Source organism: Cyanothece sp. BG0011, assembly GCF_003013815.1.
Taxonomy (GTDB): Bacteria; Cyanobacteriota; Cyanobacteriia; order Cyanobacteriales; family Microcystaceae; genus Crocosphaera.
In genome coordinates this window covers 1-13,753 of record NZ_PRLH01000118.1, presented here as the reverse complement: position 1 = coordinate 13,753, position 13,753 = coordinate 1, and the positions used below count along the sequence as shown (strand labels likewise).

The following is a 13,753-nucleotide window of genomic DNA, read 5'->3' as shown; positions in this document are numbered from 1 at the left end:
ATAATGCGTTTATCGCCGTTTTTAGCTTCCGGTAAAAATCGCTGAACCATAACCGGTTCTTGACCATGATAGGTGCTGACTTCGATGATAGAGTTAAAATTGCGATCGCCGGGTTCTAAAAATAAAATCCCTTCTCCTGCTTTACCTCCTAACGGTTTCAAGACGGCCTGTTGTTTCTCCTCAACAAACTGACGAATCACCTTTTTATCCAGACTAACCACCGTTTCAGGCATCACCGAGTAAAATTGTAAAGTGTACATTTTCTCGTTAGCTTCTCGCAACCCTTGAGGGGAGTTAATGACCAGGGTGTGGGTCGGATCAATTAATTCCAGGATATAAGTCGCATATAGATAACGAATGGTCACCGGGGGATCTTTTCGCATCCACACCGCGTCCATGTCCTCAAGACAGCGTAATTTCTCTGGAGATACTTCATACCACTGGGAGACACTCACCCATTTTCCCTCTTGTAGGGTGACAGAGGTTAACTGAACTTGAGATAAAACGGCCCAAGCTTTCCCATCAATGACACTTAGTTGATGAACTTCAGTGATCCAGACTTCATGGCCTAAATTTTGGGCGGCTTCCATAATAGCCACCGTGCTATCGTGGCCAGGGTTGAGATTAGCGATCGGATCAATAATAAAAGCGAGTTTCATTAGGCTGCTGAGTTCTCCAATAAGCGATCGAGTTCTCCATTAAACTCTAAGCTATGTAATTCGTCACAACCCCCAACATGGCGATCGTTGATAAAAATTTGGGGTAAACTGCGTTTTCCGTTAGCTCGCTGGGCCATTTCGTCCCTAGCATCTTCATCCCCATCAATACAATATTCTGTGAAGTCTACCCCTTTTTTAACTAATAGGGCTTTTGCTCGAATACAAAAAGGACAGGAACTCCAAGTATAAATTTCAACGTTAGCAGCCATAGATATCTCGAATATTAATTATGATGTCAATTGTACTATTTTCTGACTGTCTATTGTAACGATCAAAGTCAAAAAAATTAGTCATAATAGATAACTAAAGTTTCTTGTCCTATCATAAAGCGATCGCAAGGGTTACAAGGCTAATAACTCCCTCACTTTCTATAACATAACTCTTATCCTCACCTGAAATTGTTGTCTATTTATTCTTTATAAAAGCTATGATAAAAATTACTTCTATTAGTTTGACTGCTTTATTCACAGCATTCGGGCTAATTTTACCAGTTAGAGCCGAAAATTTAGCTCATTTAAGTCAATTATTATCCACCAAACAATGTCAACTTTGTGATTTAACTGGCTCCGGGTTAGTGATGGCCGATCTTTCGGGTGCTTCTTTAATTGGGGCAAATTTAGCTGGAGCCAACCTATCTCAAGCCAATTTAGCTGGGGCTGATCTCAGGGGAGCCAATTTAACCGGAGCCTCTTTATACGGAGCTAATTTAACCGGTGCTAATTTAAGCAGTGCTATTTTGCAAGGAACCGATTTAAGGGACTCCTATTTGACCAATGCTAACTTAACCGGCACGAGCTTAGCTAACGCTTATGTTCAAGGAGCTAAGGGCATTTCTCAAACTGCGGGAACCCCTGAACTGTTTTATGGATGGGGTTTAATTGAAACCAAAGAAGGGAATTATCAAGAAGCGATCGCCCATCACAATAAAGCGTTAATTTTAGACTCAGAATATGCCCCTGCTTATTTAGCCAGAGGTTACGCTTTATTACGGTTAGGGAATGAAAATGGAGCCGTCCTTAATGCTAAAATGGCTTCTCAACTCTACGAAAAACAGGAAAATACCCAAGGAAAAGAACTGGCTGAGAGTTTTGTCAAGAATATTGAAGCCATGCAAGAAGCACGCAGAAAAGGAGGTGGTTCTCCTGGTTTAGATAACATTGTTCGGGGGGTGGCTTCTTTGGCGTTACGATTTTTGCTCCAAGGAGGATTTTAACAATGAACAGTGACCGATAAATTTAACAACTGATCACTGATGACTGATAACTGATAACTGAAAATACCCCAAAACAGTTTATGCTAGAAAAAAAGTAACGTTACGAAATGTTACAGAAGGCAATTAGTAATAATTAACTATGCAATGTGTTATTAACCGTCGCGCCCAATTTAGTGCCAGTCATCGTTATTGGTTGCCGGAATGGGACGAAAGCAAAAATAAGCAAGTCTTTGGTGCCTGTAGCCGTTTTCCGGGTCATGGCCATAATTATGTCCTCTTTGTCTCTTTGTGGGGCGAGGTTGACCAATATGGCATGGTAGAGAACCTATCTACTGTTAAACAGGTCATCAAACGAGAAGTGACTTCTCAACTCGACTATGCTTATCTCAATGATGTCTGGGAAGAATTTCAAACTACCCTACCCACCACCGAAAACCTGGCCAGAATTATCTGGCAACGGTTAGCCCCCCATTTACCCATCGTAAAAATCCAACTATTTGAACACCCCCAACTCTGGGCCGACTATCAAGGAAATGCTATGAAAGCGACATTAACCATTCAAACCCATTTTAGTGCAGCCCACCGTCTTGCTCGTCCTGACCTCAGTTTAGAAGAAAATACCAAAATTTACGGTAAATGCGCCCGTACCCACGGCCACGGTCATAATTATCACCTTGAGGTGTCCGTTAGTGGAGAGATTGACCCCCGGACTGGGATGCTGGTTGATTTAGGCGCGTTGCAAACCATCGTAGAGGATTATGTCGTTGAACCCTTTGACCATAATTTCTTGAATAAAGATATTCCCTACTTCGCTGAGGTTGTCCCCACGGCCGAAAATATTGCCCTTTATATTGCCCAACTGCTAGAAAAACCCATTCAGGAATTAGGGGCGCAATTGGAAAAAGTTAAATTAATTGAAAGTCCTAATAATTCCTGTGAAATCTATTGTGGTGCTTCTGCTGAGTCCTTAAATCTACCTTCTCAACAAGCCCCTCAATTAATGGCACTTCATTAACTAATGTAACATTATTGCCTTGAGTGTCCTTTAGAGACTCAGACTAGCCCTAGGGTGCTTCCTGGGGCTTTAAACTGAAAGAGGATACCTTTTATTTTATTGGTGTCTCATCACATTAGCAACCATTAGACAGTCTATTATATAGTTTGTATTGTCTGGTTGCGTTTCAAACATCCAATTCTGAGATTTTTAGAAGGATCAAGCCAATATGGAATCTAAAGTACAAGAACAAACCACCCCCAAAGATTTGAGTTCAGAAGCCCCCGGAACCCTTACTAAATCATCTGGTATGGGCGATCAACCCTGGCAAGAATCATTCGATTATGTCATGCAGATCCTCGCTAAGGTTCCCGAATATTTGGGAGAGTTCTTTAGTGAGTACAAACAACCTCTAACCATTGTAGGACTATCACTTTTAGCGATTATTACTGTCAAAATTATCGTTGCTGTTTTAGGTGCAGTTGATGATATCCCCCTATTAGCCCCTCTCTTAGAAATGGTTGGGTTAGGTTATAGTGCTTGGTTTGTTTGGCGTTATCTCTGGAAAGCATCGAACCGTAAAGAGTTATTAGCTGAGTTTGATGCGATCAAAAATCAAATGTTTGGTGATAACGCCTAAATTTAACTGCATTTATACCGTTTTTTGAATCCCTCCGAACTTTAATGATCGGAGGATTTTTTCTTTTTTTAACAGAATATAAATAAATTTAACTTCTGACTTCTGACTTCTGACTTCTGACTTCTGACTTCATTCAAATCCAACCGCCAAAAACGGCTAAGCCAAAAAATCGCCAAGGAACGTCAACGGTTTTAAATCCCACTGATGATAACATGGATAAATGGTTTTTTAAGGTGGTTAAGCGATCTTGTCCTGAATAGCCTTGGGGTTGACTATTCCCTATTTGAGAACGAACTTTCTCGATAGTTGTTCCTTTATTGCTCGTCCATTCTTCTCTTACCCTCGAATAAATTTCTTGTAATTGTGATGATTCTTGTAAAATGGGGTCAGCATTCCAAAAACAGCCACCACTGGTTAAATGTTTAGCGACACAATTTAATAATTTATATTTCATTTCATCGGTTAAATGATGAATAGCTAAAGAAGAAACACAAGCATTAAAATTACTACCGATTTTCTCTTTTATTTCCCCATTTGCCCAAGCTCCAAAATCGGCTTCAATAAAAGTAATGCGATCGCTAAAAGGGGTTTTTTCTAGTTTAGATTGCGCCATTTTGATCATTCTGGGAGAATAATCTAGGGCGACTATGTTGGCATTGGGACAATGTTTCAATAATTTAAGACTGAGTTCCCCGGTTCCACATCCTAAGTCTAAAATATGACGGGCATCTGTGGGAACGCAAGCGACAAGGGTATCGAGCATTAAGTCATAATGGGGGATTAATTGACGAATGCCTGTGTCAAATGCTTTTGTATCGGCAAAAACTTCTCCTGGATAAATCGTGGTTGATTGATTCATAAAACTGTCCCAAAACTTCATCTATAATAATTGTAACTGTATTCTTTATTTAGATTATGACCACTGATGAAAAATCGGAACTAATTGCTATTAATCAAGCTTTTTATCGAGGATTTGAAAAAAGAGATATTAAAGCGATGAATCAAGTTTGGTGGCAGGGTTCAAGTAGTACCTGTGTCCATCCTGGGGGTAATATTCTCATCGGATGGGATGCCATTCGTTCTTCTTGGGAAACTATCTTTAAAAATACTGATTATTTAGAAATTGATACAGAAATTATTAATATTGATATGGGTCAAGAAGTGGCTTATATTGTACTCATTGAAAAAGTAACACAAATTACTAATGGAAGGCGTTTAGAAGCTCAATCAATAGCCACTAATGGCTTTAGAAAAATGGCACAAAAATGGTCTTTAGTTCATCATCATGGTAGTCCAATTATCCGCAGATAACTTTTTAATATTACCTTCTCAAACAGGAACTTACTGTTTAAGGTTTCACTGTTCTATTTTATCACAAGTTACGGTAGGAAAACTAGGAACTTATCAAATTGTTCCTGGTTATTATTGTTATATTGGTAGTGCCTTTGGAAGGGGTGGACTCAAATCACGTATACAAAGACATCTCAAAATTAATAAACGTAATCACTGGCATTTAGACTATATTAGACCCTATTTAGAACCCGTTGAAATTTATTATACAACTGATAGCATTAAGCGAGAGCATCAATGGGCTGAGTTACTATTAAAAGATCAATATTCAACTATTCCCATTAATAAATTTGGTTCTTCAGATTGTCATTGTCCTACACATTTATTTTATTACAAAGTTAAACCAAAACTAGAAAATTTTTTGAGTAATTATCCTATAAAAATGTTATCTTTGAGTCGGTAACATATTACGAATAGCTGCAATTTTCCAGTTACCTTCTTGCTGTACAACGATAAAGGTACTCCATAAATTTCTCACTTGATTACTATCTAGTTTGATTTCATATTTTGTATCCACAATAGCGACATTTGGATTTAAAAATCTGATTGTTTCGATAGTAATTGTTCTTTCCCCTGGATTACGATTAGAACTTCTTAACATACCTTGGATAGACGTTTCAATACCTCGTCTCCATTCTCCAGAAGAAACTAATTGATCCACATCCTGCGTTAAAATAGTTTCAAGTAAATCAGTGTCTTTATTTTCTCTGGCTTGATTATACTGTTCAATTAATAGATAAATATCTTGATTTTTACTATTTTTTTCTTCCCTATCTTGAGCAATTACAGAAGGAATAAAGACTAAATTCAGACAAATAAATAACAAAAAAAATGATGTTTTCATGATTTTCTTTATCAGATTTTAAACTAAACTTTTTTGATGATAAAACGAAACAATTAATATTGTACAGAAGCAGGATCAAGACTACGCCAAAGATACCATGTTGCCACTGTCCGATAAGGTTTCCATTGTTGTGAAAGTTGTACAATTTGCTCTTTAGTTAAAGGTGTTTCTGTGCTATAATGACGTTGAATAGCATTAATTAAACCGAGATCAGCCATAGGGAAAATGTCTTTTCTATGTAAATGAAAAATCAAAAACATTTGAGCCGTCCACGGGCCAATTCCTTTAATAGAAGTTAATTGTTTAATCACTTCTTGATCACTCATAGTTTGCCAAGTTTGAGGGGTCAAAACACCTTGTTCAAAAGCTTGAGCAATATTAGTAATATAACTGATTTTTCGACCCGATAAGCCACATTGTCGTAAAGATTCTTGATCAGCTTCTAAATAGTTTTTGATAGTAATATCACCAAGTAAAGATTTTACTCTTTGACTCACGGTTGTGGCAGCAGTAACAGAAATTTGTTGACCAATAATAGCATTGGCTAAAGTTAAAAACGGATTATAGTAATTAATAATTGTTTCTGAGGGATAGGAAGTCATTAAACTAGCTAAAATAGCGTCTTTTTTGGCTAAATATTCTTTAGCTTCGTGCCAGTATTTAGGACAAGTCATGGAAATCAATCTTATTTATTATTTCAGAAAATTTTCAGGAGTCCAAGTGCCATGAAATCCTTGGGGTAAATGATGAGTTAAATAACATTTTGCTAGGGGAGAAGTCAGATTTTTAGCATCTAAAATGACTAAATAAGAGCGATGAATAGAAGCATCATAAACCACTGATAATAAATACCCATTATCCTCTTCAATTGTACCTTGTCGGGGGACAAAAACAGGTTCTCCTGCAAAACTTCTTTCCTTTGGGTTCCACATCTGATATTGACCGTTAGCTTGATCATATTTCATAATAGATTGAATAGGGGCTTTATTGGTAGGTTGTGACGCTACATTTAAATATAAATAACGGTTTTTTCTGCCAACAGATACGGGATGAACTGAAGGAAAATCACAACTTCTTTCTATTAAGGGTTGACGGGTTACTTTTTTTGAAGTTAAATCAATAGTTAATTGCCATAGTTGACCATAAATAGGTTGATCAAATGACATTTTATCTAATTCCATTTTATCGTTTTCTCGTTGAGGAAAGCTATCAGAACAAATAGTTGTTAAATAAATTTTATCCTCTGATTCCCAAGCATTGCCATGATGAAAGCCAAAAAATGCCTCGGTTTCTACAACTTCCATTGTTTTACTTTGACGAGAAATGATCAGTATTTTAGTTTGACTTTCATTATCAAAAGAAAGACACTGTTCTAAACTTTTAAATCCCAATAACCAAGGTAAAGCATTTAATTTAAAAGGATGTTTAATGAAAATATAGTAATTAGGAGTGACTAAAAAATCATGGAGAATAGAAAACCCATCGACAGGATAAGAAGAAGATTTTATCTTTTCTCCTTGTTGATTTAATTCCCAAATCGTTAAGGTTTGGGGACTAATTCCAGACACGCCAAAATTGATAAAAGTATCATCTATAATTCTAGGATGTGCTGAGAAAGTTTCTTTATCTAATAATCCATTTAAATTATCAAGTCCGATGGTTTCTAAAGTTTCAGCATTGAGTTGATGGGGATAACCTCCCTCCCACATTGCCCATAATTTTTTGCCCCAATAAATAACACTGGTATTGGCAGCATTTTTAAAGTTTGTATTGAACAGATTAGCGAACCATCCTCCTGATTTTTGAGTTCCAAATCCTCTATAAAGTATGGTTTTTTCCTGTTGTTCTTTTAAATAACCTTCAGTCTGTACATAACGATTTTGAAAGTAAACTTTTTCGTCTTGAAATCTAAATACACGAAGCATTCCATCAGCATCAAAAATGTGACCGATGGTTTCTCCTCCTATTTCAAATAACCCCGGACCATTGCGAAACAATGTCCCTTGTAAATCAGAGGGTATTTGTCCTTCAATATCTTCGATTTCGTATTCATATTCGGTGGGTTGAGAGGTATAACCTTTTGCCCAGTCTTTGGCTAATTGAGAAGGAGATGAAGTAACAACCATTGTGCGTTAGTAAAGAGTTTTCTTAAATATGTACTTTTGTAAAGTATAACTTATTTTTCCCAATTAGAGGTAGTTAACAACTCTCAAGTTAAAATTAAAATCAGACTAATTCTTTTTTGATGATATAATTGTCTTCAACTTCTAAAATAATATTACCAGGGAAAGAAGACGTACGACTCCGTCTAGGTGCATTGATTAAATTAACCGTTTCTTCTATTTGCTCAAAATTAGGAGTTTTAATCATTATTTTCTGTAAAAATTGGCGAATAACTCGTCTTTGCAAAGCGAGAGGTATGGGTTTTAAAATATCGCGATTGAGAACTTGTTTACTGTTGTTAAATGCTGCTATTAAAATCTTATTCGCTTCTGCTTCTAAATAGTTAGATTCTGCTTTTAATACTTCTGAGGTTTGTGATAACGTACTTTCCACATTAGGATTAAAATTATCTTTTAAATAAGGTAACAATTGCTGACGAATACGATTACGGGCATAATCTAAATTAGCATTAACTGCATCTTCCCAAATCTGCAAATTAAACTGTTGACAAAAAGCTAACGTTTCGGGACGAGAAACCTTTAATAAAGGACGAACTAAACTAATATTATTAGTTAAGGGACGTTTCCAAGTTAAAGATCCCAGTCCATCACTCCCTGAACCTCTAATTAAATTATACAATAAAGTTTCAGCGCGATCGCTTAACGTATGACCGGTTACTACCTCAGTTAACTGATGTTCTTCGGCAATTTCTATTAGACTTTGATATCTCCATTCTCGTGCAACTGCTTCTGTTTCTTTCATGGCTTCAGCTACTTTTAAATAAAAAGAAATATTACAATTTTTAGCTAATTCTTTAACATGATCAGCAATTCCTATATCAGAAGCCCAACCATGATCACAGTGGCCAATGGCAATTGTCCAGTCCCATTTCTCTCGTAAATCTATCATCAGTTTCAGTAAACATAGAGAATCTTGTCCCCCTGAAACTGCAATTAATATCTTACTTTGACGAGGCAAAAGTAAACTATCTTTTAACGTTTGATGTACCCTAGCATGAAGAGAAGTCCACATTTTTTTAATCAATTCTCATACTTAAATCTAACCAAACAGAACGAGTAATTGGCGCACTACTAGAAATATAATCCACTCCAGTTAAAGCAACTTGTCGAAGATTATCCAGGGTAATGTTGCCTGATGCTTCAATTTTTATCTGTTTATTTTTCCCACGAATATAGTTAACAGATTCTTTCATCAATTCTAAATCCATGTTATCTAACATGATAATATCTGCCCCATAGTTTAACGCTTCTTCTACTTCTTGAAACGTGGTGGTTTCCACTTCAATGGTTAGAGGATAAGGAATGGTTTGACTAATACTTTCTATTGCCCCTTGAATACTGCCGGCAGCTTTGATATGATTATCTTTAATCATCACCCCGTCATCTAAGCCCATACGGTGATTTTTTGCCCCTCCTACCTGGATGGCATATTTTTCTAGTATCCTTAACCCTGGGGTAGTCTTGCGAGTATCGACGAATTGAGTGGGTAAGTCAGCGATAATATCTGTATATTGTCGGGTCATCGTAGCAATACCACTTAATCGCATGGCAAGGTTTAAAGCCACTCGTTCCCCCGTTAATAAGGCATTTAAGGGGCCGTTCAATCTAGCCACCACTTGACCCATTTTGACTGTTTCCCCCTCTTTGACCACTGGGGTTAATTTAGCTTGAGAATCTAATAATTCAAACCCTCGTTGGGCAATGGGTAAACCCGCTATCACCCCTTCAGCTTTCGCTACCCACTGGCCGGACCCCATTTGTTGACATTGCAAACCGTCCGTTGTGCGATCGCCTCGTCCGATGTCTTCTTGTAACCAGGCCGTTAATAATGGATCGATAATCAATTTAGAAGGTATCACAATGGTCGTATTTTTTCAAAATTTTCCATCCTTAATCATAACCTTTCCTCTTCGCCAATCTCTTTAAGGGTTAACGAAGGGGGAAAATAATGAACTTATAAAATTGTGATAAAAAGATAGAAAACATAACAAAACTCAATAAACTGCTCCAAAATAGGGAATGAGTTATGGGATAGTTGAGAAATTTTGTCTCTAATAAACAGAAGACTGACTTTTTACCTAGGGATTATTCATAAAAATCATTAATGGTTGCATTATTAGTATAAATCCCCTCTACAAGGTGATAGCATTCACCCCAAAGGAAAGACAGAATGAGAGTAGAATGTTCACCATAAACATAAGGTGAATCGTTTATTAAATACCATAACAACAGTGAGAAGTGTTACATCATAAACTGGCACAATACCAGTGAAGTCCTAGTGAATTCATACGGTTTTTACTATTGAAAAAAACTGATAGTTACTATCAGGAGAAATCTTTTTTGTATGAGAGAAAATAGATGGGGTATTGTGCTGGAGATACTGCATCATCAGAAATTAGTTAGGTTAACTTTTAATCTAATTATTGCATTCTATCACCCTATTTGGCTTTATTTGTTGCTCTTCATAAACTACTATGTCTTATACTATTTCTGAGAGTTGTCCTAGTTGTAATAATTGTCAAATCGACTGTCCAACCGATGCCATTCAAACCGAAAATGGTGAATATTGGATCGATCAAGAAAAGTGTAATAATTGCGAAGGTTATTATCAAGAACCTCAGTGCGTGGTGCAATGTCCCATTAGTAGTCCAACTCCCACACAAGCCAAGAAAGGAAGATATAAAAATGTAGCTAGAAAAAGCACCTCCCCCGAACTATTTATCAATGGAAAAAATACCCCTTTTGCCTCATCCATGATCATTTGGGAAGCTTGTACCGTACTAACTCGCGCCTCAGTGCTTCTCTGGGAAAAAGATACAGAGGGAAATCTTTATTATGAAAAACCCGTTAAACAAGGACAAGGGACAATCGTTTTCCGATTAAATGATATTTTAGATGCACAATTTTCTGAATCGGTCGAGTATGTATCTGATCGATCTCAACTAGAAAATATTGATATTAGAGCAGCTTGTTTACATCTTTTATTTGCTGCTTATGCAACCACATTAGAAAAACCTTGGCAAGAAAAATTTATTATTAGCGATCAACAAATTGAACAATATTTAGGACTCGATAAACGAAAAGATATGAGTAAAGCCTCAAAATTGAGTCTGATTAAACTATTAGTTCAACAAACCTGTCAATTATTAGCCACCATCCACTGGCCGCAACAAGGAAAAGTTAAAGACTTTACTGTACCAGAAAACCCTATTTGGAACTTATTAGACGTAGAACATCACTTCCAAGAAGATGACTTAGGTTGTCAACATTTAATCGGTTTAACCTTTACCTTACAACCGGGGATATGGGCAAAATATTTCCTCAATAAACAGGGTTATAGTAAAAGAGTTGCTTTCTATCAATACGGTTCGTTGCCTCAATTTGTTTTAAGTAGTGTCATGAGTATTTGGCAACAACATCCAGGGGCAGTGAGAATCATGGTTTGGTTGCTATTTAAGAGTAAAATGGGACGCAAACAATGTATTACCGTTCCCACCTTAATGCGGGTAGCTTATGGTCAAGAAAAGATAGCCCAAGCAGATATTCAACGAGAGCAACGAAAACGCCTGTTACGCACCTTTGAAAGTGATTTAGAAGTCTTGAATCATTACGGATTAAAACCCGTATTTGACCCAGTTTCCTATCCAGAAACCATTCAACCCCTGTGGGTGAAATTAGAGCAACTGCCCGATGATGCAGAAGAAGCCTTAAACTTTTGGATTAATGATGGTTCCCAAGAAAATCGTTTAACCGACTCAGGACCAAGAGGTAAATGGAATTGGTTAATGAAAGCAAGAATTCTTAACTTTGAACTGCCCCAAGAATGGGAGGAACAACTGGTTAAATTTGAACAAAAAAAACAACGGAAAAATCATCGCAAAAGTCGCAGTAAGAAAGCCCCTGAGTTATCCGCTCAGCAAATTTTAGACGCAAGAAAACGCAAAGGATTAAGTCAACGGGCCTTGGCCAAAGAAATCGGAAAAAGTCAAAGTTGGATTCGTGATCTTGAAAATGGCCGCTTCTGTCCTAAACCAGGAGATCGCGAAATACTCCAAACTGTTCTAGAATTATGATCGAGGGTTGCTCAGTTTCTTATCAAAAATTATTGTCTCAACGGTACACAAACGGTTTATGATAGTACCTATGTTCTGAGAAATAGGGAAAACCCATGGAACCGTTGACCCCCGCACAAAAAGAATTATATGACTGGTTGATTAAGTACATTAACGAAAATCAACACGCACCCTCCATTCGTCAAATGATGAAAGCCATGAATCTGCGATCGCCGGCTCCGGTACAAAGTCGCTTAGAAAGACTGAGGAATAAAGGCTATATCGACTGGATCGAAGGAAAAGCCCGAACCCTAAGAATTTTACACCATCAGCCCAAAGGAGTCCCCATTTTAGGGGCGATCGCAGCAGGGGGATTAGTCGAACCCTTTACCGACGAACAGGAACGCTTAGACCTGTCCCATCTCATCCATGCTAACAATTATTGGGGTTTAAGGGTGACAGGGGACAGCATGATTGAAGATTTAATCACCGATGGAGATTTAGCCATTATGCGCTCATTAGACCCGGATGAAATCTTAAAAAATGGTGAAATTGTGGCAGCCAGAGTTGATGGAGTTGGCACCACCTTAAAACGATATTATCAAGAAGGAGAAATCGTGATGTTAAAGCCATCAAATCTCAACTATCAACCCATCGAAGTCAAAGCAAACCAAATAGAAGTCCAAGGAATCTTAGTGGGAGTTTGGCGAGGTTATTAACCTCAATTATCCTGAAAAAAAGGGAAACTTTTAAGTTGAATCCTCAAATGACAAACAGCATCAAAACTAAGCACTATGGTATAATTAGCCAGAGTGCCTAAGCCGATATTAGCCTCAACTATTCAGGTTGAAATATATGGAAAATATACCCAATCACCTCAGCAAAATTGATGGGCAGTTAGGAAAATTAATCATATTAGGATTTCCCTTTGAAGAGCTTGCCACTAATGCTTCCTTTGAAGAGATGATTTATCTATTTTTACATAATCATCTCCCCAACAAAAACGAACTGGATAACGTCACCAAAAAGCTATTATCCCATCGATATCTTGACGAAAAAATACTAGATGTCCTCAAAAACGCAGCAGCCAATGACATTGAACTCATAGAAGGGGTGAGGATAGGGGTTAGCTGCCTAACTTTAGATATGCAATCCCATCGCATCGATAAAGAAGGGATTAACGGCGCGCTGAAAATTATTGCTTCAGTCCCCATTATTACCGCCTCCTATTGGCGGTTGCTCAAAGGTCAACCCATTGTCGAACCTCACCTCGATCTGGGCCATGCTGCTAACTATTTATATATGTTGACAGGAGAAGAACCTGCTCCAGAAGATGTCAAAACCCTAGAAATTTACCTCAATACGGTCATTGAGCATGGGATGAATGCCTCCACCTTTGCCGCGCGGGTTGTGATGTCAACACGCTCCGATTTTGTCTCTGCGGTAACAGCCGCCATCGGTGCCATGAAAGGAGTGCTACACGGAGGTGCGCCGGGTCCTGTGTTAGATATGTTGTTAGAGATGCAACAATCAGGAGATATAGAAGGGTATTTACGCCACAAGTTTGAAAACCGAGAACGGTTGATGGGGTTTGGTCACCGAGTGTATCGTGTCAAAGATCCTAGAGCCATTTTACTATCACAAGTTTCGGCCGATGTCTGGAAACGGAAAGAAGATACAGAATTTTGGGGTTTAGCCGTTGACGTAGAAACCACCGCCCTACGGTTACTCAAAGAATATAAGCCCAATCGCAGCATT

Annotated in this window: 16 protein-coding genes; 8 read left to right on the top strand and 8 right to left on the bottom strand. The window is 37.8% G+C overall.

Features of this window, described 5'->3' with window-relative positions; genetic code table 11:
• The coding region (locus tag C4E06_RS15500; RefSeq protein WP_107668893.1) for a glutathione synthase at window positions 1–659 on the bottom strand (659 nt) is incomplete at its 3' end.
• Window positions 659–928, bottom strand: a complete 270-nt coding sequence (grxC, locus tag C4E06_RS15495; RefSeq protein ID WP_107668892.1) for a glutaredoxin 3 — start codon at window positions 926–928, stop codon at window positions 659–661. The genes C4E06_RS15500 and grxC, both read right to left, overlap by 1 nt.
• Before the next feature lie 218 nt (window positions 929–1,146).
• On the opposite strand from grxC, the gene C4E06_RS15490 reads away from it, so the two are divergent.
• The 3 genes from C4E06_RS15490 to C4E06_RS15480 all read left to right on the top strand — a co-directional run bounded on the left by C4E06_RS15490 (window position 1,147) and on the right by C4E06_RS15480 (window position 3,566).
• Window positions 1,147–1,932 carry a pentapeptide repeat-containing protein gene (locus C4E06_RS15490; RefSeq protein ID WP_198648716.1) on the top strand — a complete coding sequence of 262 codons (786 nt, stop codon included), beginning with the start codon at window positions 1,147–1,149 and terminating at the stop codon, window positions 1,930–1,932.
• Between the two features lie 139 nt (window positions 1,933–2,071).
• Entirely contained in the window at window positions 2,072–2,947 is an 876-nt protein-coding gene (locus C4E06_RS15485) for a 6-carboxytetrahydropterin synthase (protein ID WP_107668890.1), read from the top strand.
• Window positions 2,948–3,155: 208 nt separating this feature from the next.
• A complete protein-coding gene (locus C4E06_RS15480) occupies window positions 3,156–3,566 on the top strand; it encodes a CAAD domain-containing protein (protein ID WP_008277199.1) in 411 nt (136 codons plus the stop codon).
• Window positions 3,567–3,699: 133 nt separating this feature from the next.
• Here the strand turns inward: C4E06_RS15480 and C4E06_RS15475 are convergent, their stop codons facing one another.
• Window positions 3,700–4,425, bottom strand: a complete 726-nt coding sequence (locus C4E06_RS15475; RefSeq protein ID WP_107668895.1) for a class I SAM-dependent methyltransferase — start codon at window positions 4,423–4,425, stop codon at window positions 3,700–3,702.
• A gap of 56 nt (window positions 4,426–4,481) precedes the next feature.
• Here C4E06_RS15475 and C4E06_RS15470 point away from each other — a divergent pair, with 56 nt between their 5' ends.
• Together C4E06_RS15470 and C4E06_RS15465 are read left to right on the top strand one after the other, a co-directional pair.
• A complete protein-coding gene (locus C4E06_RS15470; protein WP_107668889.1) occupies window positions 4,482–4,877 on the top strand; it encodes a nuclear transport factor 2 family protein in 396 nt (131 codons plus the stop codon).
• Window positions 4,852–5,319 (top strand): DUF123 domain-containing protein, encoded by a 468-nt coding sequence (locus C4E06_RS15465; protein ID WP_107668888.1) that lies wholly within the window; start codon window positions 4,852–4,854, stop codon window positions 5,317–5,319. The genes C4E06_RS15470 and C4E06_RS15465 overlap by 26 nt, the downstream gene beginning before the upstream one ends.
• Here C4E06_RS15465 and C4E06_RS15460 read toward each other — a convergent pair.
• The 5 genes from C4E06_RS15460 to nadC all read right to left on the bottom strand — a co-directional run bounded on the left by C4E06_RS15460 (window position 5,302) and on the right by nadC (window position 9,802).
• Complete coding sequence (locus C4E06_RS15460; protein ID WP_107668887.1) at window positions 5,302–5,760, bottom strand: SgcJ/EcaC family oxidoreductase; 459 nt, start codon at window positions 5,758–5,760, stop codon at window positions 5,302–5,304. The genes C4E06_RS15465 and C4E06_RS15460 overlap by 18 nt on opposite strands.
• A gap of 53 nt (window positions 5,761–5,813) precedes the next feature.
• Window positions 5,814–6,434 carry a DNA-3-methyladenine glycosylase gene (locus C4E06_RS15455; protein ID WP_107668886.1) on the bottom strand — a complete coding sequence of 207 codons (621 nt, stop codon included), beginning with the start codon at window positions 6,432–6,434 and terminating at the stop codon, window positions 5,814–5,816.
• 18 nt (window positions 6,435–6,452) lie between these two features.
• Window positions 6,453–7,886 (bottom strand): carotenoid oxygenase family protein, encoded by a 1,434-nt coding sequence (locus tag C4E06_RS15450; RefSeq protein ID WP_107668885.1) that lies wholly within the window; start codon window positions 7,884–7,886, stop codon window positions 6,453–6,455.
• 100 nt (window positions 7,887–7,986) lie between these two features.
• Entirely contained in the window at window positions 7,987–8,955 is a 969-nt protein-coding gene (gene tilS, locus C4E06_RS15445) for a tRNA lysidine(34) synthetase TilS (RefSeq protein ID WP_107668894.1), read from the bottom strand.
• 4 nt (window positions 8,956–8,959) lie between these two features.
• On the bottom strand, window positions 8,960–9,802 hold the full coding sequence (nadC, locus tag C4E06_RS15440) for a carboxylating nicotinate-nucleotide diphosphorylase (RefSeq protein WP_107668884.1): 843 nt from the start codon (window positions 9,800–9,802) through the stop codon (window positions 8,960–8,962).
• A gap of 615 nt (window positions 9,803–10,417) precedes the next feature.
• On the opposite strand from nadC, the gene C4E06_RS15435 reads away from it, so the two are divergent.
• The 3 genes from C4E06_RS15435 to C4E06_RS15425 all read left to right on the top strand — a co-directional run.
• Complete coding sequence (locus tag C4E06_RS15435; protein WP_107668883.1) at window positions 10,418–12,016, top strand: helix-turn-helix domain-containing protein; 1,599 nt, start codon at window positions 10,418–10,420, stop codon at window positions 12,014–12,016.
• A gap of 95 nt (window positions 12,017–12,111) precedes the next feature.
• Window positions 12,112–12,714: a transcriptional repressor LexA gene (lexA, locus tag C4E06_RS15430; RefSeq protein WP_107668882.1), complete on the top strand. Its 603-nt coding sequence runs from the start codon at window positions 12,112–12,114 to the stop codon at window positions 12,712–12,714.
• 136 nt (window positions 12,715–12,850) lie between these two features.
• On the top strand, window positions 12,851–13,753 hold a 903-nt coding region (locus C4E06_RS15425), incomplete at its 3' end, for a citrate/2-methylcitrate synthase (RefSeq protein ID WP_107668881.1).

Excerpts from the sequence above, each read along its gene's own strand:
- C4E06_RS15460 (WP_107668887.1), bottom strand. The coding sequence starts at position 5,760 with ATGAAAACATCATTTTTTTTGTTATTTATTTGTCTGAATTTAGTCTTT.
- C4E06_RS15480 (WP_008277199.1), top strand. The coding sequence starts at position 3,156 with ATGGAATCTAAAGTACAAGAACAAACCACCCCCAAAGATTTGAGTTCA.
- C4E06_RS15490 (WP_198648716.1), top strand. The coding sequence starts at position 1,147 with ATGATAAAAATTACTTCTATTAGTTTGACTGCTTTATTCACAGCATTC.
- lexA (WP_107668882.1), top strand. The coding sequence starts at position 12,112 with ATGGAACCGTTGACCCCCGCACAAAAAGAATTATATGACTGGTTGATT.
- C4E06_RS15485 (WP_107668890.1), top strand. The coding sequence starts at position 2,072 with ATGCAATGTGTTATTAACCGTCGCGCCCAATTTAGTGCCAGTCATCGT.
- C4E06_RS15475 (WP_107668895.1), bottom strand. The coding sequence starts at position 4,425 with ATGAATCAATCAACCACGATTTATCCAGGAGAAGTTTTTGCCGATACA.
- grxC (WP_107668892.1), bottom strand. The coding sequence starts at position 928 with ATGGCTGCTAACGTTGAAATTTATACTTGGAGTTCCTGTCCTTTTTGT.
- tilS (WP_107668894.1), bottom strand. The coding sequence starts at position 8,955 with ATGTGGACTTCTCTTCATGCTAGGGTACATCAAACGTTAAAAGATAGT.
- C4E06_RS15455 (WP_107668886.1), bottom strand. The coding sequence starts at position 6,434 with ATGACTTGTCCTAAATACTGGCACGAAGCTAAAGAATATTTAGCCAAA.
- C4E06_RS15435 (WP_107668883.1), top strand. The coding sequence starts at position 10,418 with ATGTCTTATACTATTTCTGAGAGTTGTCCTAGTTGTAATAATTGTCAA.
- C4E06_RS15450 (WP_107668885.1), bottom strand. The coding sequence starts at position 7,886 with ATGGTTGTTACTTCATCTCCTTCTCAATTAGCCAAAGACTGGGCAAAA.
- C4E06_RS15465 (WP_107668888.1), top strand. The coding sequence starts at position 4,852 with ATGGTAGTCCAATTATCCGCAGATAACTTTTTAATATTACCTTCTCAA.
- C4E06_RS15470 (WP_107668889.1), top strand. The coding sequence starts at position 4,482 with ATGACCACTGATGAAAAATCGGAACTAATTGCTATTAATCAAGCTTTT.